This is a genomic window from Streptomyces sp. NPDC003035 (genome assembly GCF_042888285.1).
Classification (GTDB): Bacteria; Actinomycetota; Actinomycetes; order Streptomycetales; family Streptomycetaceae; genus Streptomyces.
Genome location: NZ_JBIAPJ010000002.1, coordinates 478,094 through 498,768, shown reverse-complemented (window position 1 = coordinate 498,768; position 20,675 = coordinate 478,094). Strand labels below are relative to the sequence as shown.

Here is a 20,675-nt window from a genome sequence, read left to right as displayed (position 1 = left end):
CATGAGCCGTTCCGCCCACCCCGCCGGGCCCCGTCACGCCGACGTCCTTCCCGAGGGGCACTACTCCGCCCCGCCCTCCGACCTCAACCACCTCGACCCGAAGGTCTGGGCGAGGACCGTCGAGCGGAACGACAACGGGGTCGTGACCGTCGGCGGCATCGGTGTCGACGCGCTCGCCGAGGAGTTCGGTACGCCCGCCTACTTCCTCGACGAGAGCGACTTCCGCGCCCGCTGCCGCGCCTGGGCCGACGCCTTCGGCGCCGACGCCGACGTCTTCTACGCGGGCAAGGCCTTCCTCTCCCGCGCCATCGTGCGCTGGCTGAAGGAGGAGGGGCTCAACCTCGACGTGTGTTCCGGCGGCGAGCTCACCACCGCCCTCTCCGCCGGCATGCCCGCCGAGCGCATCGCCTTCCACGGGAACAACAAGAGCGAGGACGAGATCCGCCGGGCCGTGACCGCCGGCGTCGGGCGCATCGTCCTCGACTCCTTCCAGGAGATCGCGCGCGTCGCCCACATCGCCCAGTCCCTCGGCACGCGGCAGCGCGTCCAGATCCGGGTCACGGTGGGCGTCGAAGCGCACACCCACGAGTTCATCGCCACCGCCCACGAGGACCAGAAGTTCGGCATCGCCCTCGCCGGCGGGCAGGCCGCCGAGGCCGTCCGGCGGGCGCTGAAGCTCGACGGCCTGGAGCTCATCGGCATCCACTCGCACATCGGATCCCAGATCTTCGACATGGCCGGCTTCGAGGTGTCCGCCCGGCGCGTCGTGCAGCTGCTCGCCGAGGTACGCGACGAGCACGGCGTCGAGCTCCCCGAGATCGACCTCGGCGGCGGCCTCGGCATCGCCTACACCTCGGACGACGACCCCCGTGAGCCTCACCACATCGCCAAGGCACTCACCGAGATCGTGACGCGCGAATGCGAGTCCGCGGGGCTCCGTACGCCACGCATCTCCGTCGAGCCGGGGCGCGCCATCGTCGGACCCACCGCCTTCACCCTGTACGAGGTCGGCACCGTCAAGCCGCTCGAAGGACTGCGGACGTACGTCAGCGTCGACGGCGGCATGTCGGACAACATCCGCACCGCGCTGTACGACGCCGAGTACAGCGTCTCCCTGGTCTCGCGGACGAGTGACGCCGAGCCGATGCTCGCCCGCGTCGTCGGCAAGCACTGCGAGAGCGGGGACATCGTCGTCAAGGACGCGTTCCTCCCCGCCGACCTGGCGCCCGGCGATCTCATCGCCGTACCGGCCACCGGGGCGTACTGCCGCTCCATGGCCAGCAACTACAACCACGCGCTCCGCCCGCCCGTCGTCGCCGTCCGCGACGGCGAGGCGCGGGTGATCGTCCGGCGCGAGACGGAGGAAGATCTCCTGCGTCTCGATGTCGGCTGATGAAATAAGTGTCTCAGGATCCGGACGAGGGACAGAAACCCTCGTCCGGTGAGTGAGACTGGACCCACCGTAGAGATACGAAGTAGTACGAGAAACGAGGTCGGATGATGCGTACGCGTCCGCTGAAGGTGGCGCTGCTGGGCTGTGGTGTGGTCGGCTCAGAGGTGGCGCGCATCATGACGACGCACGCCGACGACCTCGCCGCGCGCATCGGCGCCCCGGTCGAGCTCGCCGGCGTGGCGGTCCGCCGCCCGGACAAGGTCCGTGAGGGCATCCCCGCGGAGCTGATCACCACCGACGCCACCGCCCTGGTCAAACGGGGCGACATCGACGTCGTCGTCGAGGTCATCGGCGGGGTCGAGCCCGCCCGCACCCTCATCACCACCGCCTTCGAGCACGGCGCCTCCGTCGTCTCGGCCAACAAGGCGCTGCTCGCCCAGGACGGCGCGAGCCTCTACGCCTCCGCCGACCAGCACGGCCAGGACCTCTACTACGAGGCCGCCGTCGCCGGCGCCATCCCGCTGATCCGGCCGCTGCGCGAGTCCCTCGCCGGTGACAAGATCAACCGCGTCATGGGCATCGTCAACGGCACCACCAACTTCATCCTCGACCGGATGGACACGAATGGTGCGGGCTACAGCGAGGCGTTGGACGAGGCCACCGCCCTCGGATACGCCGAGGCCGACCCGACCGCCGACGTCGAGGGCTTCGACGCCGCCGCCAAGGCCGCCATCCTCGCCGGGATCGCCTTCCACACGCGCGTGCGTCTCGACGACGTGTACCGCGAGGGCATGACCGAGGTCACCGCCGCCGACTTCGCCTCCGCCAAGCGCATGGGCTGCACCATCAAGCTCCTCGCCATCTGCGAGCGCTCCGCCGACGGCGGCTCCGTCACCGCGCGCGTGCACCCCGCGATGATCCCGCTCAGCCACCCGCTCGCCTCCGTCCGCGAGGCCTACAACGCGGTCTTCGTCGAGGCGGAGGCCGCCGGGCGGCTCATGTTCTACGGCCCCGGCGCCGGCGGCTCTCCGACCGCCTCCGCCGTCCTCGGCGACCTCGTCGCCGTGTGCCGCAACAAGCTCAACGAGGCCACCGGCCCCGGCGAGTCCGCGTACACCCAGCTGCCCGTGAGCCCCATGGGCGAGGTCGTGACGCGGTACCACATCAGCCTCGACGTGGCCGACAAGCCGGGCGTCCTCGCCCAGGTCGCGACGGTCTTCGCCGAGCACGGGGTGTCGATCGACACCGTCCGTCAGCAGGGAAAGGACGGCGAGGCCTCCCTCGTCGTCGTCACCCACCGCGCGCCCGACGCCGCCCTCTCCGGGACCGTCGAAGCGCTGCGCAAGCTCGACACCGTGCGCGGTGTCGCCAGCATCATGCGTGTTGAAGGGGAGTAAGGACCCATGACCAGCAAGGGCACCCACCAGTGGCGCGGCATCATCGAGGAGTACCGGGACCGCCTTCCGGTCACGGACACGACGCCGGTCGTCACGCTCCGTGAGGGCGGCACGCCGCTCGTCCCCGCTCAGGTCCTCTCCGAGCGCACGGGCTGCGAGGTGCACCTCAAGGTCGAGGGCGCCAACCCCACCGGCTCCTTCAAGGACCGCGGCATGACCATGGCCATCACCCGGGCCAAGGAGGAGGGCGCGCAGGCCGTCATCTGCGCCTCCACCGGCAACACCTCGGCGTCCGCGGCGGCTTACGCGGTACGCGCCGGGATGGTCTGCGCCGTCCTCGTACCGCAGGGCAAGATCGCGCTCGGCAAGATGGGCCAGGCCCTCGTGCACGGCGCGAAGATCCTCCAGGTCGACGGCAACTTCGACGACTGCCTGACCCTGGCCCGCGGGCTCTCCGACAACTACCCGGTGGCGCTGGTCAATTCGGTCAACCCGGTCCGTATCGAGGGCCAGAAGACCGCCGCGTTCGAGATCGTGGACATGCTGGGCGACGCGCCCGACATCCACGTGCTGCCCGTGGGCAACGCCGGCAACATCACGGCGTACTGGAAGGGGTACTCCGAGTACGCCGCGGACGGCATGTCCACGCACCGGCCGCGCATGTGGGGCTTCCAGGCCTCCGGCTCCGCGCCGCTCGTGCGCGGTGAGGTCGTCAAGGACCCGTCGACCATCGCCACCGCGATCCGCATCGGCAACCCGGCCTCCTGGGACTACGCGATCGCCGCGCGCGACGAGTCGGGTGGCTTCATCGACGAGGTGACGGACCGTGAGATCCTGCGCGCCTACCGCCTGTTGGCCGCCCAGGAGGGCGTCTTCGTCGAGCCCGCCTCGGCCGCGTCGGTCGCCGGTCTGCTGAAGGCCGCCGAGCAGGGCAAGGTCGACCCTGGGCAGCGGATCGTCTGCACCGTCACCGGCAACGGCCTGAAGGACCCCGACTGGGCCGTCGCCGGCGCGCCCCAGCCGGTCACCGTCCCGGTCGACGCCGCGGCCGCCGCCGAGCGCCTCGGTCTGGCCTGATCCAGCCCTGTTGGCCTGATCCGCCTCTGCCCGGCCTGATCCGGCCCCTCCTCGCGGAGGGGCCACCGGGTGAAACCCGATCAGGAACGTACATAGGCGCACAGGATGGCTCGCGACACGCATCGTGCGCCTCCTGTGCGCCCTATGTCGCCACAGAACCTTCCTTCGATAGGCTGTACCGAACCCGCCCCGTTGCATATGCGCGGTGTCGTTGCCGTTGTCGCCCCCCGAGGCAGACGCGGCCCCCGGGTCTTGCGTACGTCTCTTGAAAAACCCGTAGTCAGAGTCAAGGAGAGTCATCGAGCGATGGCCGGTCCCGCGTTCCGCGCCGCCGCCGTACGGGTGCGCGTTCCCGCCACCAGCGCCAATCTCGGCCCGGGCTTCGACGCCTTCGGCCTGTCGCTGGGTCTCTACGACGACGTCGTCGTCCGAGTCGCCGACTCCGGGCTGCACATCGACATCGCCGGAGAGGGCGCCGACACGCTCCCGCGCGACGAGAGCCACCTGCTCGTACGCTCCCTGCGCACGGCCTTCGACCTGCTCGGCGGACAGCCGCGCGGCCTCGAGGTCGTCTGCGCCAACCGCATCCCGCACGGCCGCGGCCTCGGCTCCTCCTCCGCCGCCATCTGCGCCGGCATCGTCGCCGCCCGCGCCGTGACCATAGGCGGCGACGCCCGCCTCGACGAGGCCGCCCTCCTCGAACTCGCCACGGAGATCGAGGGACACCCCGACAACGTCGCCGCCTGCCTGCTCGGCGGCTTCACGCTCGCCTGGACCGAGTCCGGTGCCGCGCGGGCGATCAGGATGGATCCCTCGGATTCCATCGTTCCGGTGGTTTTCGTCCCCGGAAAGCCCGTCCTGACCGAGACCGCCCGCGGTCTGCTGCCGCGCACCGTCCCGCACGTCGACGCCGCGGCCAACGCGGGGCGCGCCGCGCTTCTCGTGGAGGCGCTGACGCGCCGTCCCGAGCTGCTGCTCGCGGCCACCGAGGACCGGCTGCACCAGGAGTACCGGGCTCCCGCGATGCCCGAGAGCATCGCCCTTGTGAACCGGCTGCGGGCGGACGGAGTCCCCGCGGTCATCTCCGGCGCGGGCCCCACGGTGCTCGCGCTGGCCGAACACGGGACGGCCGACAAGGTCGCCCGGCTGGCGGGCGAGGGATGGGCCGCGAACCGGCTCGACCTCGATGTGTCCGGAGCGAGTGTTCTGCCGCTCGCGCCATAGGGACACGTGATTGCCGGTGAGGGAGAGGGGGAATGTTTGTTGGAGCCGGTAGTGTTAACCTCAAGTCTGCACCCGACGTCTTTGTGGCGCGGTGCTGAGTGTCCCCATCCGGGACCACCATTCTTCCGGGAGCCTCCCCAACTGCCTGAGCAGCCTGCCTGAGCAGTTTCGAGCACGCTCCGGAACCGGCACGACACCCCTCGCTCTTTCCCGCTGAGGGCCGAGCAGGGGGCCTCGGGCCGGACCCACAGCACGTTTTTCCTCTTCCGCCGTACCCGGCGGGACCACCGCCCCGACACGGTCCACAAGCCAGGACCGATGCCGGACAGCACAACCGGTCGCCGAGCCAGATGGCCGACGTCCGCTCCAGGGAAGGACCCTTCGTGAGCGACACCACCGATCTGATGGGCGTGACTGCCGACAACAGTGTCGACAACGCCGCGCCCGCCGCAGGTGCTGCCACTGGCACCACCGCACGGCGCCGCCGCTCCGGCACCGGCCTCGAGGGCATGGTCCTGGCCGAGCTGCAGCAGGTCGCGTCCGGCCTCGGCATCAGGGGCACCGCGCGGATGCGCAAGAGCCAGCTGATCGAGGTCATCAAGGAGGCGCAGGGGGGCGGGGGCTCCGCCGCTCCCGCCAAGGCCGACGCCGACACGGCCGAGACCAAGCCGAAGCGCCGCGCCACCTCCAAGGCCCGTACGGCCGAGAGCGCCGCCGCCGAGACCGCTGCCCCCAAGGCGGAGAAGGCCGAGAAGGCCGTCGCCCAGCAGCAGATCGACATCCCGGGCCAGCCCGCGTCCGACGACCAGCCGGTCGGCGAGCGCCGCCGTCGCCGGGCCACCTCGCCCGCCGGCAGCCCGGAGGGCGAGGCCAAGGCCGAGTCCGCCCAGGCCGTGAAGACCGACACCAAGGTCGAGGCCCGTACGGAGTCCCGTACGGAGTCCCGTACCGAGGCCCGTACGGACACGTCCGCCGACGCCAAGGCCGAGAGCGCCGCCGACACCGCCGAGGGCCGTGGCCGTCGTGACCGCGGTGAGCGGGGCGACCGCCAGCGGGACCGCGGCGACCGTGGTGACCGCGGTGACCGTCAGCGGGACCGCCGTGACCGCGGCAAGGGCGACGACCAGCAGGGCGGTGGCCAGGGCGGCCAGCGTCAGCAGCGTCAGGGCGGCCAGCCGCAGAACACCGGCCCCCAGGACGACTTCGACGACGAGGGCGGCCGTCGTGGCCGTCGCGGACGCTATCGCGACCGTCGTGGCCGTCGTGGTGGCCGCGAGGAGTTCGGTGCCGCCGAGCCGCAGGTCAACGAGGACGACGTCCTGATCCCCGTCGCGGGCATCCTGGACATCCTCGACAACTACGCGTTCATCCGGACCTCCGGCTACCTGCCCGGCCCGAACGACGTGTACGTCTCCCTCGCCCAGGTCCGCAAGAACGGCCTGCGCAAGGGCGACCACGTCACCGGCGCCGTGCGTCAGCCGAAGGAGGGCGAGCGCCGCGAGAAGTTCAACGCGCTGGTCCGCCTGGACTCCTCGAACGGCATGGCGGCCGACTCCGGCCGCGGCCGCCCGGAGTTCAACAAGCTGACCCCGCTCTACCCGCAGGACCGCCTCCGTCTGGAGACCGACCCGGGTGTGCTGACCACGCGGATCATCGACCTCGTGTCGCCGATCGGCAAGGGCCAGCGAGGCCTGATCGTGGCCCCGCCGAAGACCGGCAAGACCATGATCATGCAGGCGGTCGCCAACGCGATCACCACCAACAACCCCGAGTGCCACCTGATGGTCGTCCTGGTCGACGAGCGTCCGGAAGAGGTCACCGACATGCAGCGGTCGGTCAAGGGCGAGGTCATCTCCTCGACCTTCGACCGTCCGGCCGAGGACCACACGACGGTCGCCGAGCTGGCCATCGAGCGCGCCAAGCGTCTCGTGGAGCTGGGTCACGACGTGGTCGTCCTGCTCGACTCGATCACCCGCCTGGGCCGCGCGTACAACCTCGCGGCGCCGGCCTCCGGCCGCATCCTGTCCGGTGGTGTCGACTCGACCGCGCTCTACCCGCCGAAGCGCTTCTTCGGTGCGGCGCGCAACATCGAGGACGGCGGCTCGCTGACCATCCTGGCCACCGCGCTGGTCGACACCGGCTCGCGCATGGACGAGGTGATCTTCGAGGAGTTCAAGGGCACCGGCAACATGGAGCTCAAGCTCGACCGCAAGCTCGCCGACAAGCGCATCTTCCCGGCGGTGGACGTCGATGCGTCCGGTACCCGTAAGGAAGAGATCCTGCTCGGCGCGGACGAGCTCGCCGTCACCTGGAAGCTGCGTCGCGTGCTGCACGCGCTCGACCAGCAGCAGGCGATCGAGCTGCTTCTCGACAAGATGAAGCAGACGAAGTCGAACGGCGAGTTCCTGCTGCAGATCCAGAAGACGACTCCGGGAGCCGGCAACAACAACGACTGAGGCGAGACCTCGGTCACAGGGTGAGGGAGTCGGCCTTCAGGGCCTCAATCCTGCCGTGACCTGGACGAACACCATCGCGCCCACCGTGCCTCGCACGGTGGGCGCGGTGCGTTCCGGGCCGTGGTGGTCCGTCGCCCAGTGAAACCTCACAGGTTCATATGCAACCCTTTCGGGTGCTTCGCCGTCACAGAAGGTGAACCGAGGACCTGAGGTAGCAGATGACCGAGCAGAGCAAGGGCGGCCGAATACGGGGCACCGGCCGCCGCCGCAAGCCGCCCGCCAAGGGCCGCCGCGCAGCGACCGTCGCCGCCTGGAGCGCGGCCGCACTCGTCGTCGTCGGCGGTTCCGGACTCGGTTACGCCTACCTCAAGCTGAACGGCAACCTCGAGGGCGTCGACATCAACGCCCAGCTCGGCGCCGAACGCCCCGAGAACGTCGACAACGGCTCGATGGACATCCTCGTCCTCGGCTCCGACTCCCGCTCCGGAGACAACGGCGCCTACGGCAAGGACGAGGGCGGCGCCCGCTCCGACACCGCGATGATCGTGCACGTCTACGAGGGCCACCAGAGGGCGAGCGTCGTCTCCGTCCCGCGCGACACCCTCGTCGACCGCCCCGCCTGCACCGACGAGCGGGGCACCGCCGTCGCCGGCGAGAAGCGGGCGATGTTCAACACCGCGTACGAGGCCGGCGGACCGGCCTGCGCGGTGAAGACCGTCGAGTCGATGTCCGGCATCCGCATGGACCACTACATCGAGGTCGACTTCACCGGCTTCAAGAAGCTGATCGACAAGCTCGGCGGCGTGGACATCACCACGACCGAGCGCATCACGGACGACAAGAGCCACCTCGACCTCGCGCCGGGCCCCCACACCCTGGACGGCGAGCAGTCCCTCGGACTGGTCCGCACCCGCAAGAGCGTCGGCGACGGCAGCGACCTCGGCCGCATCCAGCTCCAGCAGGCCTTCATGAAGGCGTTCATCGACCAGGTCAAGGACGTCGGGGTCCTCTCGAACCCCAAGAAGCTCCTGGACATCGCCGACACGGCCACCAAGGCCATCACGCCCGACTCCGAGCTGGACTCGGTCAACGAGCTCATGGGCTTCGCCAAGGGGCTCTCCGGGCTCGGCGCCGAGGACGTCCACATGATCACGATGCCGGTCGCGTACGACCCCGCCGACCCGAACCGCGTCATCCCGCTGGAAGCCCAGTCCCGGCAGGTCTGGCAGGCGCTCAAGGCCGACAAACCCATCCCGGCCTCCGCGACGAAGGACGCCGCCACCGGCAAGGCCGACGGCCTCGTGCGCTAGCGCGGAAGCCGCCCCGGAATAGTTTCACCACGGACCCGGTTTTGGGAGATACGGCCGGTCCTGGCAGACTGGTACGTCGGCCCCGGTTCACGCAGGTGCATCCCGCACGGCGACCCGGCGCCCTCCCGAAACTAGGAGACACCTTGAAGCGCGAGATCCACCCCGAGTACGTCGAGACCCAGGTCAGCTGCACCTGTGGCGCGTCGTTCACCACCCGTAGCACCCTGGCCGAGGGCACCATCCGTGCCGAGGTCTGCTCCGAGTGCCACCCGTTCTACACGGGCAAGCAGAAGATCCTCGACACCGGCGGCCGCGTGGCCCGCTTCGAGGCCCGCTTCGGCAAGGCTGCGGCCACGAAGTAGCACGTCACTGCGCCGGTCCATGGTCGCTCCCGCAGGGGGTACCGGACCGGCGCTTTGCCGTCCCCGCAGGTCTTCACGCAGCAGCCCTTCACGAATTCACCAGGAGCACCCGATGTTCGAAGCGGTCGAGGAACTGGTCGGCGAGCACGCCGACCTCGAGAAGAAGCTCGCCGACCCTTCGGTCCACTCCGACCAGGCGAACGCGCGCAAGCTCAACAAGCGTTACGCGGAGTTGACCCCGATCATCGGCACGTACAAGGCGTGGAAGCAGACGGCGGACGACATCGAGACGGCCAAGGAGTTCGCCGCCGACGACCCCGACTTCGTCGCCGAGGTGAAGGAGCTGGAGAAGCAGCGCGAGGAGCTGACCGACAAGCTGCGGCTGCTGCTCGTCCCGCGCGACCCCAGCGACGACAAGGACGTCATCCTCGAGATCAAGGCCGGCGCGGGCGGCGACGAGTCCGCCCTGTTCGCCGGCGATCTGCTGCGGATGTATCTGCGCTACGCCGAGCGCGTCGGCTGGAAGACCGAGATCATCGACTCCACCGAGTCCGAGCTCGGCGGCTACAAGGACGTCCAGGTCGCGGTGAAGACCAAGGGCGGCAACGGCGCGACCGAGCCCGGCCAGGGCGTCTGGGCGCGGCTGAAGTACGAGGGCGGGGTGCACCGCGTGCAGCGCGTGCCCGCCACCGAGTCGGCCGGCCGGATCCACACCTCCGCGGCGGGCGTCCTCGTGACCCCCGAGGCCGAGGAGATCGACGTCGAGATCCACCAGAACGACCTGCGCATCGACGTGTACCGCTCCTCCGGTCCCGGCGGCCAGTCCGTCAACACGACCGACTCCGCGGTCCGCATCACGCACCTGCCGACCGGCATCGTCGCGTCCTGCCAGAACGAGAAGAGCCAGCTCCAGAACAAGGAGCAGGCCATGCGCATCCTCCGGTCCCGGCTGCTCGCCGCCGCCCAGGAGGAGGCCGAGTCCAAGGCCGCCGACGCCCGCCGCAGCCAGGTGCGTACCGTCGACCGGTCCGAGAAGATCCGGACGTACAACTACCCGGAAAACCGGATCTCGGACCACCGGGTCGGCTTCAAGGCGTACAACTTGGACCAGGTGCTCGACGGCGACCTGGACGCGATGATCCAGGCCTGCGTCGACGCCGACTCCGCTGCGAAACTCGCCGCCGCGTAGGTTCCGAGTTCCGTAAGCCCCACCCCGTACGCCCCGTACCACGGAGGACCAGCGTGAACCTGCTGCTTGCCGAGGTGGCCCAGGCCACCCAGCGGCTGGCCGACGCCGGCGTTCCCTCACCGCGTTTCGACGCGGAGGAGCTCGCCGCGTTCGTGCACGGCGTCAAGCGGGGGGAGCTGCACAACGTCAAGGACACTGACTTCGACGCCCGCTACTGGGAGACGGTCGCCCGCCGGGAGGCACGCGAACCGCTCCAGCACATCACCGGGCGCGCGTTCTTCCGCTACCTGGAGCTCCAGGTCGGGCCGGGCGTCTTCGTGCCCCGCCCGGAGACCGAGTCGGTCGTCGGCTGGGCCATAGACGCCGTACGGGCCATGGACGTGGTCGAGCCGCTGATCGTCGACCTGTGCACCGGCTCGGGCGCGATCGCGCTCGCCATGGCGCAGGAGGTGCCGCGCTCGCGCGTGCACGCCGTGGAGCTCTCCGACGACGCGCTGGTGTGGACCCGTAAGAACGCCGAGGGCTCGCGCGTCACGGTCCACCAGGGCGACGCGCTGACCGCGCTGCCCGAGCTCGACGGCCAGGTCGACCTGGTCATCTCCAACCCGCCGTACATCCCGCTGACCGAGTGGGAGTACGTCGCGCCCGAGGCACGGGACCACGACCCGGAGATGGCGCTGTTCTCCGGCGAGGACGGCCTCGACACCATCCGGGGGATCGAGCGCACCGCGCACCGGCTGCTGCGCCCGGGGGGTCTCGTCGTGATCGAACACGCGGACACCCAGGGCGGCCAGGTGCCGTGGATCTTCAACGAGGAGGCCGGCTGGGCCGACGCCGCCGACCACCCGGACCTGAACAACCGCCCCCGCTTCGCGACCGCCCGCAAGGCGATGCCATGAGCAAGGCCATGACCCCGCACGACCCGTACCAGGAGGACCGCTAAATGGCTCGGCGATACGACTGCAACGAGGCGACGGACCGTGTGACCGGTCTGCGCGAGGCCGCGTCCGCCGTTCGTCGTGGCGAGCTGGTCGTGCTGCCCACCGACACCGTGTACGGGATCGGCGCGGACGCGTTCAGCTCGGAGGCGGTCGCGGACCTGCTGGCCGCCAAGGGCCGGGGCCGCAACATGCCCACGCCCGTCCTGATCGGCTCCCCGAACACGCTGCACGGGCTCGTCACGGACTTCTCCGAGCAGGCGTGGGAGCTCGTCGACGCCTTCTGGCCGGGCGCGCTGACGCTGGTCGCCAAGCACCAGCCGTCGCTGCAGTGGGACCTGGGGGACACCCGGGGCACGGTGGCGATCCGGATGCCGCTGCACCCGGTCGCGATCGAGCTGCTCACCGAGGTCGGCCCGATGGCCGTGTCCTCCGCGAACCTCACGGGCCACCCGTCGCCGGAGGACTGCGACGCGGCGCAGGGCATGCTGGGCGACTCCGTCTCGGTGTACCTCGACGGCGGCCCGACCCCCGGGATCGTCCCGTCGTCGATCGTGGACGTCACGGGAAAGGTGCCGGTCCTGCTGCGCGCGGGCGCGCTCTCCCCGGAGGAGCTCCGGAAGGTCGTACCCGACCTCGAGGTGGCCAATTGACCGCCCCTGAGGGGCGTGGCATAGCGGGGCACGAAAGCAGTTCCTTCCGCATTCTCCACGTCAGCACCGGCAACGTCTGCCGCTCGCCGATCACCGAGCGGCTGACCCGCCATGCCCTGAGCGACCGCCTGGGCGACCCCCGGGGCGGCGGCCTGATCGTGGAGAGCGCGGGCACCTGGGGTCACGAGGGCGCCCCGATGGAGGCCAACGCGGAGCTGGTCCTCGCCGACTTCGGCGCGGACTACAGCGGCTTCGTGGGCCGTGAGCTCCTCGACGAGCACGTCATCCGCGCGGACCTCGTCCTGACGGCGACCCGGGACCACCGGGCGCAGGTCATCTCGATGGGCCACTCGGCGGGTCTGCGCACCTTCACCCTGAAGGAGTTCACCCGACTCGTCCGCGCCATAGATCCCGCTACGCTGCCGGACCCCTTGGGCGACGGCATGGTGGAACGCGCGCGTGCGCTGGTCCGCGCGGCCGCGGCTCTACGCGGGTGGCTTCTGGCGCCGACGGTGGAGGCCGACGAGGTGAACGATCCGTACGGCGCGCCGATCACGTTCTTCCGCTCGATCGGCGAGGAGATCAACACGGCGCTGGATCCTGTCGTGACGGCGCTGACGGGGGTGCCCGCGCGCCGTTGAGGTGTGCGGCGGGGGACAGGGGGGTTGGTAGGGCCAGACGGCCCAGAGGGCGGGTGAACAGCGGGCAAAGCCGTGCCGACGCGCCTACATTGGAGCTGAAGCCCAGCCCACGCCTGGAGCCACAGATGCCGGTCACCGCTCCCCCCGATGAGGATCTCGACGTCCTGCGCCGGCAGGACCCGGAGATCGCCGACGTGCTGCTCGGGGAGGTGCGCCGGCAGTCCGACAGCCTTCAGCTGATCGCCGCCGAGAACTTCACCTCGCCCGCCGTCCTCGCCGCGCTCGGCTCCCCGCTCGCCAACAAGTACGCCGAGGGCTATCCCGGCGCCCGGCACCACGGCGGCTGCGAGTTCGCCGACGCCGCCGAGCGGATCGCCGTGGACCGGGCCACCGCCCTCTTCGGCGCCGAACACGCCAACGTGCAGGCACACTCCGGCTCCTCCGCCGTCCTCGCCGCCTACGCGGCCCTCCTGCGGCCAGGAGACACCGTCCTCGCCATGGGCCTGGAACACGGCGGCCATCTCACCCACGGCTCGCCCGCCAACTTCTCCGGGCGCTGGTTCGACTTCGTGCCGTACGGCGTCGACGCCGAGACCGGGCTCGTCGACCACGAGCAGGTCGCCGCGCTCGCCCGCCACCACCGCCCCAAGGCGATCGTCTGCGGCTCCATCTCCTACCCCCGCCACCTCGACTACGCGCTCTTCCGCGAGATCGCCGACGAGACGGGCGCCTATCTCATCGCCGACGTCGCCCACCCCATGGGCCTCGTCGCCGGGGGAGCGGCCCCCAGCCCCGTCCCGTACGCCGATGTGGTGTGCGCCACCACCCACAAGGTGCTCCGCGGTCCGCGCGGCGGGATGATCCTCTGCGGCGCCGAGCTCGCCGGCCGCGTCGACCGGGCCGTCTTCCCGTTCACCCAGGGCGGCGCCCAGATGCACACCATCGCCGCCAAGGCCGTCGCCTTCGGCGAGGCGTCGACCCCCGCCTTCGCCGTGTACGCCCATCAGGTGGTCGCGCACGCCCGTGTCCTCGCCGAGGCCCTCTCCGCGGAGGGCTTCGCCGTCACCACCGGCGGCACCGACACCCACCTCATCACCGCCGACCCGGCCCCGCTCGGCGTCGACGGCCGCGCCGCCCGGACGCGCCTCGCCGCGGCCGGCCTGGTCCTCGACACCTGCGCGCTCCCGCACGGGGACGGGCGCGGCATCCGCCTCGGCACGGCCGCCGTCACCACCCAGGGGATGGGCGCCCCGGAGATGGCCCGGATCGCCGAGTTGTTCACGATCGCGCTACGGGACGACCCCGAGGAGACGGCGCGGGTACGCGCCGAAGTACGGGAACTGGCCGGGCGATTTCCCCCGTATGCCCGGTGATGGAGAGCGGAGCGCAACCATCCCGGCGGACCGTATGTCCTCAAGCACATGGACAGCACGGCTAGGGTGTGGGGCTGAGATGGCCAGCGATTCCTGTGGGGCAGCCCGTGCGTGATTACCTGCTGACGCTCTGTGTCACGGCCGCGGTGACCTATCTGCTGACCGGTCCGGTGCGGAAGTTCGCCATCGCGACCGGGGCGATGCCGGAGATCCGTGCCCGCGACGTACACCGAGAACCGACTCCGCGGCTCGGTGGCATCGCCATGTTCTTCGGGCTGTGCGCCGGTCTGCTGGTCGCCGACCACCTCCAGAACCTCAACAGCGTCTTCGAGCTCTCCAACGAGCCACGCGCGCTGCTGTCCGGGGCCGCGCTGATCTGGCTGATCGGCGTCCTCGACGACAAGTTCGAGCTGGACGCCCTGATCAAGCTGGGCGCGCAGATGATCTCCGCCGGCGTGATGGTGATCCAGGGTCTGACGATCCTGTGGCTGCCGATCCCCGGCGTCGGCACGGTCGCCCTCACCCGTGGCCAGGGCACGCTCCTCACGGTCGCCCTGGTGGTCCTCACCATCAACGCGGTGAACTTCGTGGACGGTCTCGACGGACTGGCCGCCGGCATGGTCTGCATCGCCGCCGCGGCCTTCTTCCTGTACGCCTACCGCCTCTGGTACGGCTACACGATCGAGGCCGCCGCCCCCGCGACGCTCTTCGCCGCGATCCTCATGGGCATGTGCCTGGGCTTCCTGCCGCACAACATGCATCCGGCCCGGATCTTCATGGGCGACTCCGGCTCGATGCTGATCGGCCTGATCCTGGCCGCCTCGGCGATCTCGATCACCGGCCAGGTGGACCCGGACGTGCTGAGGCTCTTCGAGGGCTCGACCCGGGAGGCCACCCACGCCGCCCTGCCGGTCTTCATCCCGCTCGTCCTGCCGCTGACGATCATCGCGATCCCGATGGCGGACCTGGTCCTGGCGATCGTGCGCCGTACCTGGAACGGCCAGTCGCCGTTCGCCGCCGACCGCGGCCATCTGCACCACCGGCTCCTGGAGATCGGGCACTCGCACAGCCGGGCCGTCCTGATCATGTACTTCTGGTCGGCGCTGTTCGCCTTCGGGACGCTCTCGTACTCGGTGCACTCGACGTCCATGTGGATCGTGCTCGGGGTGGTGTTCCTCAGCGCGATCGGTCTGGTGCTGCTCCTGCTGCCGCGCTTCTCCCCGCGGGCCCCGCGGTGGGCGGAGTCCTTCTTGCCGCCGCGCTACCGCCGTCGGAGGGCCGTGGCGGGGCTTTCCCCGGAGTCCGCGGGACTCACCTCGCCGGTCTCCGCGTCCGTGGAGGAGCCGCCGGCGGAGCGCGTCCCGGTCCCGGCCGGGGTCAACGGGTCCACCGCCATCGGTCACCGTTCGCGCTTCACCGACCGGCGGAAGGCCGGAACGCCGAGTTGACGAAAGCCGTATCGGTGGCCAATACCAGACAAGACCACCGCGCGTCGCGCACACACGCGCGTAGTAACTCTCATGTGTGACAGTCCGCACACCCCCCGGGTAAAGAACTACTCAAATAGTTTGTGATACCGTTCACGAGACCCGGCGACAGAGCCGAAAGACCGTAGTGCGACGGTCTGTTGGCCCCGAGACACACCTCGGACCGGGCTTACGCTCGTCCCTGACGACACCATCGCCCCCACCAGCAACAGCGGAGACACCGCCATGCCGTCCAACGACGCACGCATCCTTCTGTCAGCTGCCATTCCCGCTGCTGCCACCGGCGCCATCGCCGCGGCCATCAGCGGCGTGGTCGCCGGCGGCAAGGGCGCGCTCGGCGCCGTCATCGGCTGCGCCGTCGTCCTCGCGTTCATGGGGATCGGGCTCGTGGTGCTGCAGCGGACCGCGCGGTCGTACCCGCACCTGTTCCAGGCCATGGGGCTGCTGCTCTACACGACCCAGCTGCTGCTTCTCTTCCTCTTGATCGTCCTGTTCAAGAAGACCACCTTCTTCGACTTCAAGGCCTTCGCCTTCACCGTGCTCGCCGCGACCATCGTGTGGATCGCCGCGCAGGCACGCGCGTACATGAAGGCCAAGATCATGTACGTGGACGACCCCAAGAACACGGGGTCGTCGAAGTGAGGGGTAGGGCCGGGATAAAGGCGCTTTCGGCTTCCTGCTATCGTCCGGTGCCAACTGCGGCACTGCGGGCGCGGGCATCCGAGCTGACGCCTGTCCCAGCGCGAGGCACGATGCCGAACCGCCGCCCCCTTATCCGTAAGACCAGTCCAGTGCCGACCCGCGGCTGCGTGCCGCGCCGACACAACGAGGTTGCCGTACCTATGCGCCACGCTGAAGGAGCCCGCGGTGAGTGCTGACCAGACGCTTGCCTTCGACCCGGATTGCCACATCTTCAGTGGATGCGGCTTCCCGGCGCCGGGCCTGCACACGTTCATGTACGAGCCCGTCGCGACGGTGGGGGGCATCGACATCACCAAGCCGATGCTGCTCGCCCTGCTCGGCTCCATCGTGGTCGTCGGGTTCTTCTGGGCCGCCTTCAACAAGCCCAAGCTGATCCCCGGCAAGATGCAGATGGTCGGCGAGGCCGGTTACGACTTCGTCCGCCGCGGCATCGTCTACGAGATCATCGGCAAGAAGGACGGCGAGAAGTACGTCCCCTTCATGGTGTCGCTGTTCTTCTTCGTCTGGATCATGAACCTCTGGTCGATCATTCCGCTCGCCCAGTTCCCGGTCACCTCGCTGATCGCCTTCCCGGCCGGTCTCGCGCTGATCGTGTACGTCATGTGGATCTCGCTGACCTTCAAGAAGCACGGCTTCGTCGGCGGATGGAAGAACATCGTCGGCTACGACAAGTCGCTCGGCGCGATCCTCCCGATGGTCGTCGTCCTCGAGTTCTTCTCGAACCTGATCATCCGGCCCTTCACGCACGCGGTCCGACTGTTCGCGAACATGTTCGCCGGTCACCTGCTGATCGTGATGTTCTCGCTGGCCACCTGGTACCTCATGAACGGCCTGGGCTTCGTCTACGCCGGCGCCTCGTTCGTGATGGTCCTCGTGATGACGGCCTTCGAGCTCTTCATCCAGGCCGTCCAGGCGTACGTCTTCGTCCTCCTGGCCTGCAGCTACGTCCAGGGCGCGCTCGCCGAGCACCACTGAGCCACTCCCGCCCGGGATAGAGCTACACCCCCAATCCAACAGTCGTCCGGTGGCCAACCCCCACCGGGTCATTGAAAGAGAAGGAAGTAACGGCATGTCCGCTGCTCTCGACATGGTCAACCTCGCGGCCTCCGCCAAGGAGAACGTCGTCGGCAACGTCGCCTCGATCGGCTACGGCCTCGCCGCGATCGGCCCCGGCGTCGGCGTCGGCATCATCTTCGGTAACGGCACGCAGGCTCTCGCCCGCCAGCCCGAGGCCGCCGGTCTGATCCGCACCAACCAGATCATGGGCTTCGCCTTCTGTGAGGCGCTCGCCCTCATCGGCATCGTCATGGGCTTCGTCTACCAGTAAATCGGACCGACAGCCCACACCTTTTTACGGAAGGCACTGATGTGAACGCTCTGCTTCTTGCGGCGGAGGAGCCCCAGCCTCCTCTGATCCCGCATCTTGACGAGCTCGTCATCGGCCTGATCGCCTTCGTCATCGTCTTCGGCTTCCTCGCCAAGAAGCTCCTCCCGAACATCAACAAGGTTCTGGAGCAGCGCCGCGAGGCCATCGAGGGTGGCATCGAGAAGGCCGAGTCGGCCCAGATCGAGGCCCAGAGCGTGCTGGAGCAGTACAAGGCCCAGCTCGCCGAAGCCCGCCATGAGGCCGCGCGTCTTCGCCAGGAGGCGACGGAGCAGGGCACCGCGATCATCCAGGAGATGAAGGCGGAGGGCCAGCGCCAGCGCGAGGAGATCATCGCGGCCGGCCACACGCAGATCGAGGCCGACCGCAAGGCCGCGGCCACCTCGCTGCGCCAGGACGTGGGCAAGCTCGCCACCGACCTGGCCGGCAAGCTGGTCGGCGAGTCCCTCGAGGACCACGCCCGCCAGAGCCGTACGATCGACCGCTTCCTCGACGAGCTCGAGGAGAAGGCCGAGGCCGTCCGATGAACGGAGCGAGCCGCGAGGCACTGGCCGCCGCACGTGAGTCCCTCGACGCGCTGACCGACAACACCTCGGTCGACGCCGCGAAGCTCGCCGGCGAGCTGGCCGCAGTCACCACGCTGCTCGACCGCGAGGTGTCGCTGCGTCGGGTCCTGACCGACCCGGCGCAGGCGGGCGAGGCCAAGGCCGAGCTCGCCGGGCGACTGCTCGGCGGTCAGGTGGGCGGGGCGACCGTCGACCTGGTGTCCGGCATGGTGCGTTCCCGCTGGTCGCAGTCGCGTGACCTGGTCGACTCGGTCGAGGAGCTGGCGAACACCGCCGACCTCACCGCGGCGCAGCAGGCCGGCGCGCTGGACGACGTCGAGGACGAGCTGTTCCGGTTCGGCCGGATCGTCACCTCCAGCACCGAGCTGCGCTCGGCGCTGACGGACAAGGCCGCCACGGCCCCCGCCAAGAGCGAGCTGCTGCGCAGCCTGCTCGGTGGCAAGGCCAACGCGGTCACCGAGCGTCTGGTCGTCCGTCTCGTGACCCAGCCCCGTGGACGTAGCCTGGAAGCGGGACTCGAGTCCCTCTCCAAGCTCGCCGCGGCACGCCGGGACCGGATGGTCGCCGTCGTGACCACGGCGGTGCCGCTGACCGATCAGCAGAAGCAGCGCCTCGGTGCCGTCCTGGCCAAGCTGTACGGCCGCCAGATGCACCTGAACCTGGACGTGGACCCGGCGGTCCTCGGCGGGATCTCGGTGCAGGTCGGCGACGAGGTCATCAACGGGACCATCGCCGAGCGCCTCGACGAGGCGTCCCGGCGCCTGGCCGGCTGACGGCTGCGGCCACCAACTGAACAAGCATGACCAGCGGCCCGGTTGGGCCGTGCACATCGCAGAAGATTCCTGGGGGTCGGCCCCCAGACCCCCAAGAAAACTTCGGGCCCAACAAGGAGAGCAGGGAACCCAGATGGCGGAGCTCACGATCCGGCCGGAGGAGATCCGGGACGCGCTGGAGAACTTCGTCCAGTCGTACCAGCCGGACGCGGCCTCGCGCGAGGAGGTCGGAACGGTCAGCCTGGCCGGCGACGGCATTGCCAAGATCGAGGGTCTGCCCTCGGCCATGGCGAACGAGCTGCTGAAGTTCGAGGACGGCACCCTCGGTCTCGCCCTCAACCTCGAGGAGCGCGAGATCGGTGCGATCGTCCTCGGCGAGTTCAGCGGTATCGAGGAGGGGCAGCCGGTGCAGCGCACCGGTGAGGTCCTCTCCGTCGGTGTCGGCGAGGGATACCTGGGTCGCGTCGTCGACCCGCTCGGCAACCCGATCGACGGCCTCGGCGAGATCGCGACCGAGGGCCGCCGCGCCCTCGAGCTGCAGGCCCCGGGCGTCATGGCCCGTAAGTCGGTCCACGAGCCGATGGAGACCGGCTACAAGGCCGTCGACGCCATGACGCCGGTCGGCCGTGGTCAGCGTCAGCTGATCATCGGTGACCGTCAGACCGGCAAGACCGCGCTGTGTGTCGACACGATCATCAACCAGCGTGACAACTGGCGCTCGGGCGACGTGAACAAGCAGGTCCGCTGCATCTACGTCGCCATCGGCCAGAAGGGCTCCACCATCGCGTCCGTGCGCGGCGCCCTGGAGGAGGCCGGCGCGCTCGAGTACACGACGATCGTCGCCGCCCCGGCGTCCGACCCGGCCGGCTTCAAGTACCTGGCGCCGTACACCGGCTCCGCCATCGGCCAGCACTGGATGTACCAGGGCAAGCACGTCCTGATCGTCTTCGACGACCTGTCGAAGCAGGCCGACGCCTACCGCGCCGTGTCGCTGCTGCTGCGCCGCCCGCCGGGCCGTGAGGCCTACCCGGGTGACGTCTTCTACCTGCACTCCCGTCTGCTCGAGCGCTGCGCGAAGCTCTCGGACGAGCTGGGCGCGGGTTCGATGACCGGTCTGCCGATCGTCGAGACCAAGGCCAACGACGTCTCGGCGTTCATCCCGACCAACGTCATCTCCATCACCGACGGCCAGTGCTTCCTGGAGTCCGACCTGTTCAACGCCGGCCAGCGTCCGGCCCTGAACGTCGGTATCTCGGTCTCGCGTGTCGGTGGCTCCGCCCAGCACAAGGCGATGAAGCAGATCTCCGGTCGCCTCCGTGTCGACCTCGCCCAGTTCCGTGAGCTGGAGGCGTTCGCCGCCTTCGGTTCCGACCTGGACGCGGCCTCGAAGGCGCAGCTGGAGCGCGGTCAGCGCATGGTCGAGCTGCTCAAGCAGGCTCAGTACCAGCCGATGCCCACCGAGAACCAGGTCGTCTCCGTCTGGGCCGGCACCACCGGCAAGATGGACGACGTCCCGGTCAACGACATCCGCCGCTTCGAGGCCGAGATGCTGGCGTACCTGCGCCAGAACCACTCGGGTCTCATGAGCTCCATCCGTGAGGGCGGCAAGATGTCTGACGACACCCTGCAGTCCGTCGCCGACGCGATCGCGGAGTTCAAGAAGCAGTTCGAGACGTCTGACGGGAAGCTGCTGGGCGACGACGCTTCCGCTGCCGTCAACGTCTCGAAGTGACGACGGAAGGGACCTGAC

Annotated in this window: 19 protein-coding genes; all 19 read left to right on the top strand. The window is 69.7% G+C overall.

Annotated elements, in window-relative coordinates; translation table 11 throughout:
- Window position 1 precedes the first annotated feature (1 nt).
- The 19 genes from lysA to atpA all read left to right on the top strand — a co-directional run bounded on the left by lysA (window position 2) and on the right by atpA (window position 20,657).
- Window positions 2–1,393: a diaminopimelate decarboxylase gene (lysA, locus tag ACFYV5_RS08400; protein WP_389165860.1), complete on the top strand. Its 1,392-nt coding sequence runs from the start codon at window positions 2–4 to the stop codon at window positions 1,391–1,393.
- A 104-nt stretch (window positions 1,394–1,497) separates the two neighbouring features.
- Complete coding sequence (locus ACFYV5_RS08395) at window positions 1,498–2,790, top strand: homoserine dehydrogenase (protein WP_355107956.1); 1,293 nt, start codon at window positions 1,498–1,500, stop codon at window positions 2,788–2,790.
- A gap of 6 nt (window positions 2,791–2,796) precedes the next feature.
- Window positions 2,797–3,867: a threonine synthase gene (gene thrC / locus ACFYV5_RS08390; protein WP_355107954.1), complete on the top strand. Its 1,071-nt coding sequence runs from the start codon at window positions 2,797–2,799 to the stop codon at window positions 3,865–3,867.
- Window positions 3,868–4,173: 306 nt separating this feature from the next.
- Window positions 4,174–5,091 carry a homoserine kinase gene (thrB, locus tag ACFYV5_RS08385; RefSeq protein ID WP_158990478.1) on the top strand — a complete coding sequence of 306 codons (918 nt, stop codon included), beginning with the start codon at window positions 4,174–4,176 and terminating at the stop codon, window positions 5,089–5,091.
- 383 nt (window positions 5,092–5,474) lie between these two features.
- On the top strand, window positions 5,475–7,547 hold the full coding sequence (rho, locus tag ACFYV5_RS08380) for a transcription termination factor Rho (RefSeq protein WP_389165856.1): 2,073 nt from the start codon (window positions 5,475–5,477) through the stop codon (window positions 7,545–7,547).
- Between the two features lie 218 nt (window positions 7,548–7,765).
- Window positions 7,766–8,857, top strand: coding sequence for an LCP family protein (locus tag ACFYV5_RS08375; RefSeq protein ID WP_389165853.1), 1,092 nt, complete (start codon window positions 7,766–7,768; stop codon window positions 8,855–8,857).
- A gap of 143 nt (window positions 8,858–9,000) precedes the next feature.
- Window positions 9,001–9,219 carry a 50S ribosomal protein L31 gene (gene rpmE, locus ACFYV5_RS08370; RefSeq protein WP_355107946.1) on the top strand — a complete coding sequence of 73 codons (219 nt, stop codon included), beginning with the start codon at window positions 9,001–9,003 and terminating at the stop codon, window positions 9,217–9,219.
- Window positions 9,220–9,331: 112 nt separating this feature from the next.
- Window positions 9,332–10,408: a peptide chain release factor 1 gene (gene prfA / locus ACFYV5_RS08365; RefSeq protein WP_355107944.1), complete on the top strand. Its 1,077-nt coding sequence runs from the start codon at window positions 9,332–9,334 to the stop codon at window positions 10,406–10,408.
- Between the two features lie 53 nt (window positions 10,409–10,461).
- Window positions 10,462–11,307 carry a peptide chain release factor N(5)-glutamine methyltransferase gene (prmC, locus tag ACFYV5_RS08360; protein ID WP_355107942.1) on the top strand — a complete coding sequence of 282 codons (846 nt, stop codon included), beginning with the start codon at window positions 10,462–10,464 and terminating at the stop codon, window positions 11,305–11,307.
- 44 nt (window positions 11,308–11,351) lie between these two features.
- Complete coding sequence (locus tag ACFYV5_RS08355; RefSeq protein ID WP_355107940.1) at window positions 11,352–11,999, top strand: L-threonylcarbamoyladenylate synthase; 648 nt, start codon at window positions 11,352–11,354, stop codon at window positions 11,997–11,999.
- Window positions 11,996–12,640: a protein-tyrosine-phosphatase gene (locus ACFYV5_RS08350; protein WP_355107938.1), complete on the top strand. Its 645-nt coding sequence runs from the start codon at window positions 11,996–11,998 to the stop codon at window positions 12,638–12,640. The genes ACFYV5_RS08355 and ACFYV5_RS08350 overlap by 4 nt, the downstream gene beginning before the upstream one ends.
- 125 nt (window positions 12,641–12,765) lie before the next feature.
- Entirely contained in the window at window positions 12,766–14,013 is a 1,248-nt protein-coding gene (gene glyA, locus ACFYV5_RS08345; RefSeq protein WP_355107936.1) for a serine hydroxymethyltransferase, read from the top strand.
- Window positions 14,014–14,120: 107 nt separating this feature from the next.
- Window positions 14,121–15,461: an MraY family glycosyltransferase gene (locus ACFYV5_RS08340; RefSeq protein ID WP_389165846.1), complete on the top strand. Its 1,341-nt coding sequence runs from the start codon at window positions 14,121–14,123 to the stop codon at window positions 15,459–15,461.
- A gap of 264 nt (window positions 15,462–15,725) precedes the next feature.
- On the top strand, window positions 15,726–16,142 hold the full coding sequence (locus ACFYV5_RS08335) for a hypothetical protein (RefSeq protein WP_389165844.1): 417 nt from the start codon (window positions 15,726–15,728) through the stop codon (window positions 16,140–16,142).
- 225 nt (window positions 16,143–16,367) lie between these two features.
- A complete protein-coding gene (atpB, locus tag ACFYV5_RS08330; RefSeq protein WP_355107930.1) occupies window positions 16,368–17,177 on the top strand; it encodes a F0F1 ATP synthase subunit A in 810 nt (269 codons plus the stop codon).
- Between the two features lie 94 nt (window positions 17,178–17,271).
- Window positions 17,272–17,529, top strand: coding sequence for an ATP synthase F0 subunit C (atpE, locus tag ACFYV5_RS08325; RefSeq protein ID WP_158990502.1), 258 nt, complete (start codon window positions 17,272–17,274; stop codon window positions 17,527–17,529).
- Between the two features lie 41 nt (window positions 17,530–17,570).
- Window positions 17,571–18,113 carry a F0F1 ATP synthase subunit B gene (locus ACFYV5_RS08320; protein WP_355107928.1) on the top strand — a complete coding sequence of 181 codons (543 nt, stop codon included), beginning with the start codon at window positions 17,571–17,573 and terminating at the stop codon, window positions 18,111–18,113.
- Window positions 18,110–18,925 carry a F0F1 ATP synthase subunit delta gene (locus ACFYV5_RS08315; RefSeq protein WP_355107926.1) on the top strand — a complete coding sequence of 272 codons (816 nt, stop codon included), beginning with the start codon at window positions 18,110–18,112 and terminating at the stop codon, window positions 18,923–18,925. Before ACFYV5_RS08320 ends, ACFYV5_RS08315 begins: the two co-directional genes overlap by 4 nt.
- A gap of 133 nt (window positions 18,926–19,058) precedes the next feature.
- The gene (atpA, locus tag ACFYV5_RS08310) at window positions 19,059–20,657 is read left to right on the top strand and encodes a F0F1 ATP synthase subunit alpha (protein ID WP_355107924.1); all 1,599 of its coding nucleotides are present in this window, start codon (window positions 19,059–19,061) and stop codon (window positions 20,655–20,657) included.
- The last annotated feature ends 18 nt before the right edge of the window (window positions 20,658–20,675 follow it).

What these genes read in the sequence shown, in the direction of transcription:
- lysA (WP_389165860.1), top strand. Translation starts at nt 2, where the DNA reads ATGAGCCGTTCCGCCCACCCCGCCGGGCCCCGTCACGCCGACGTCCTT.
- ACFYV5_RS08395 (WP_355107956.1), top strand. Translation starts at nt 1,498, where the DNA reads ATGATGCGTACGCGTCCGCTGAAGGTGGCGCTGCTGGGCTGTGGTGTG.
- thrC (WP_355107954.1), top strand. Translation starts at nt 2,797, where the DNA reads ATGACCAGCAAGGGCACCCACCAGTGGCGCGGCATCATCGAGGAGTAC.
- thrB (WP_158990478.1), top strand. Translation starts at nt 4,174, where the DNA reads ATGGCCGGTCCCGCGTTCCGCGCCGCCGCCGTACGGGTGCGCGTTCCC.
- ACFYV5_RS08375 (WP_389165853.1), top strand. Translation starts at nt 7,766, where the DNA reads ATGACCGAGCAGAGCAAGGGCGGCCGAATACGGGGCACCGGCCGCCGC.
- prfA (WP_355107944.1), top strand. Translation starts at nt 9,332, where the DNA reads ATGTTCGAAGCGGTCGAGGAACTGGTCGGCGAGCACGCCGACCTCGAG.
- ACFYV5_RS08355 (WP_355107940.1), top strand. Translation starts at nt 11,352, where the DNA reads ATGGCTCGGCGATACGACTGCAACGAGGCGACGGACCGTGTGACCGGT.
- glyA (WP_355107936.1), top strand. Translation starts at nt 12,766, where the DNA reads ATGCCGGTCACCGCTCCCCCCGATGAGGATCTCGACGTCCTGCGCCGG.
- ACFYV5_RS08335 (WP_389165844.1), top strand. Translation starts at nt 15,726, where the DNA reads ATGCCGTCCAACGACGCACGCATCCTTCTGTCAGCTGCCATTCCCGCT.
- atpE (WP_158990502.1), top strand. Translation starts at nt 17,272, where the DNA reads ATGTCCGCTGCTCTCGACATGGTCAACCTCGCGGCCTCCGCCAAGGAG.
- ACFYV5_RS08315 (WP_355107926.1), top strand. Translation starts at nt 18,110, where the DNA reads ATGAACGGAGCGAGCCGCGAGGCACTGGCCGCCGCACGTGAGTCCCTC.
- atpA (WP_355107924.1), top strand. Translation starts at nt 19,059, where the DNA reads ATGGCGGAGCTCACGATCCGGCCGGAGGAGATCCGGGACGCGCTGGAG.